At 61.6% G+C, this 2061-nt stretch carries 3 protein-coding genes and 1 pseudogene; 1 reads left to right on the top strand and 3 read right to left on the bottom strand.

Annotation, left to right across the window (positions count from 1 at the left end; all coding sequences use genetic code 11):
* From AB5Y92_RS05380 to AB5Y92_RS05370, 3 genes are all read right to left on the bottom strand, one after another.
* A partial coding sequence (locus tag AB5Y92_RS05380) for an ATP-binding protein (RefSeq protein ID WP_368225871.1) occupies positions 1–492 on the bottom strand: 492 nt, incomplete at its 3' end.
* A gap of 23 nt (positions 493–515) precedes the next feature.
* Positions 516–1184, bottom strand: a complete 669-nt coding sequence (locus AB5Y92_RS05375; protein ID WP_005360129.1) for a tyrosine-protein kinase family protein — start codon at positions 1182–1184, stop codon at positions 516–518.
* 1 nt (position 1185) lies between these two features.
* The gene (locus AB5Y92_RS05370; RefSeq protein ID WP_368225869.1) at positions 1186–1884 is read right to left on the bottom strand and encodes an SLBB domain-containing protein; all 699 of its coding nucleotides are present in this window, start codon (positions 1882–1884) and stop codon (positions 1186–1188) included.
* A gap of 83 nt (positions 1885–1967) precedes the next feature.
* On the opposite strand from AB5Y92_RS05370, the pseudogene AB5Y92_RS05365 reads away from it, so the two are divergent.
* Positions 1968–2061, top strand: a pseudogene (locus AB5Y92_RS05365) (fumarate reductase subunit C); the annotation flags it as partial.

Here is a 2061-nt window from a genome sequence, read left to right as displayed (position 1 = left end):
GGCATAACTTTCAACCCGGTAGTGCTCATGGAGATAGGCGGTGAGCAGGGCACGCATCACCTTGTCATCGTCGATCACCGCGAGCACCGGCAGTTGGTTGACCGAGCCCTGCTGGCGAAGAGTCACGCGATTGCGCTCACCGTTGCGAGAGAAGTGCACCTCGGCAAACAGCTGGTGCACCAGCGCCAGCCCGTATCCCCCCTCCTGCAGCTCATCGGGTAACGGCGCACTGGCAAGACCGGGTTGCGGGCCGCCATCATCCTCCAGTATCAAACTCAAGCCCGTTTCATCCTCTTTCAGCGTGAGCCAGAGCCGGGTCGCGGGAGGGACGGTGTGTTTGACGCTATTGGTGGCCAGCTCACTGAAACAGAGCAACCAGTTGGCTTGATCCTTTGGGGAGACCTGAAACAGGGAGAGTCCCTGCGCCAGCCGGTTGCGCAGTTCGCGCACCGCCTGCAGGGTTGCCGGAGCAGATCGCAACCAGTCATCCATATCGGGCCTCCATCAGCGGGCGATCAGATCCGGAAATTGAGCAAGGCACTGCGCCGACACCAGCGCTTGAGCCATTCGGTCACCCGGTTACTGGGCAGACGGTTGAGCTCGCGCAGGATCTCGCTGGCCAGCCCCGGGTTGAGCTTGTCGTTATAGACTGCGCCAATCAGATTGGCCTCGGCACGGGTCAGTTTATCCACCGCACTTTGTACCACGGTCGTCGGGGTCACCCCGGCCAATACCACCAGCAGCGCCCCTTCACAGGCTCCACACACCTGATCGGCCGGAATATTACCCCGATTGAGGGCAGTGAGCGGCGAGGTATCGAAGATCACCACATCGTAATGTTCCAGCCAGCGAACCAGCAATTGGCGCAAGGTATCCTTGTTGCGAAAGGCCATCAGATCCTTGCCCGGCGCCGGGAGCAGCGACAACGACCGGCCAGTGGCTACCGGCTCGGGCACATCATTGGGCCCCCAGGCAACCGCCGTGGCGCGGCCGGGATGATAGAGGTTGAGATCCACCAGCAGGGTGCGCAGCCCATCCGCCTCCGAGCGCCTTGCCAGCGCATCGCAGATGGAGCTCACCCCCTCCCCCCCTTCCGACGAGGTGACCGCCAGCGAGCGGATCCCCCGGGCGACCGTCGCCGCGTAGAGGGATTCGAGCTCCAGATATTGAATGGGGATGCTCATATCAAAGCGTCCCGACCAGGGCCACCACCGAGATCGTGGTCAGGATGTCGCGCATGCCATCCATGAAGATGGCCCAGTTGCTGCTTTTGCTATCAGGGATAAAGACGGTGTCCCCGGCACGCAGCACCGGCAACTGGCTAAAGTCGGGCTCTTTGGCAAAGCCGTCGAGATCGAAGCTGCGGGCCTGATCCCCCTGACCACTGGTGGCCATGTTGATCACCACAATCTTCTTGATATAGGCGCTGCTGGTCGGGCCCCCCGCCTCTGCCAGCAGATCCAGCAGGGTCATGGAGGAGTCAAAGCGGTAGCGACCGGGACGGGCAATCGCCCCCAACACCCGAATGGTGTTCTCCTTGGGCTCGTCGAGCCAGGGGCGATTCTTCTCCGGCAGATAGATGGAGTCGCCGGGCAGCACCTTGGGCAGCAAGGTTTCATCGCCAGTTTCAAAGTAGAGGGCAAGATCGAGCTTGCTGACCCGCGCAGTGCTGCCACTGCGATGGGCGATACGCACATTGCGCAGATCCGCCGCCGCAGTCGGACCATCGGCGGCCGACAGGATGTCGATAAAGCCCATCTGCTCATTGAAGGCATAGCGACCGGGGGCTCCGACCTGACCGAAGATATAGATGGAACTGTCCGGTGACTGGCGCACCCACTGGGACTTGTTATCACTTGGATCGGTGGGCAGCTCGGGGATCATGATGGTGAATCCGGCCCGGATCTTCGGCAGGCTGGCCAGCGCCCCCCCCTGATGGAGAAACTTGTCGAGATCAAACAGGGTTGGCGTGCCTGTTCCATGCCAAAACCTGGTTCGCCCTGGCGCCGAAAGCCATGCGTATCTTCCGTGGTGAAGACCTGGTACCGGAGAAGCCGATCG

Source organism: Aeromonas sp. R1-1, from assembly GCF_040908495.1.
Classification (GTDB): Bacteria; Pseudomonadota; Gammaproteobacteria; order Enterobacterales; family Aeromonadaceae; genus Aeromonas; species Aeromonas veronii.
This window is presented reverse-complemented; position numbering and strand designations above follow the sequence as displayed.

Bases quoted from the DNA above. Each gene is read 5' to 3' on its own strand.
- AB5Y92_RS05375 (WP_005360129.1), bottom strand. From the start codon at position 1,184: ATGAGCATCCCCATTCAATATCTGGAGCTCGAATCCCTCTACGCGGCG.
- AB5Y92_RS05370 (WP_368225869.1), bottom strand. From the start codon at position 1,884: ATGATCCCCGAGCTGCCCACCGATCCAAGTGATAACAAGTCCCAGTGG.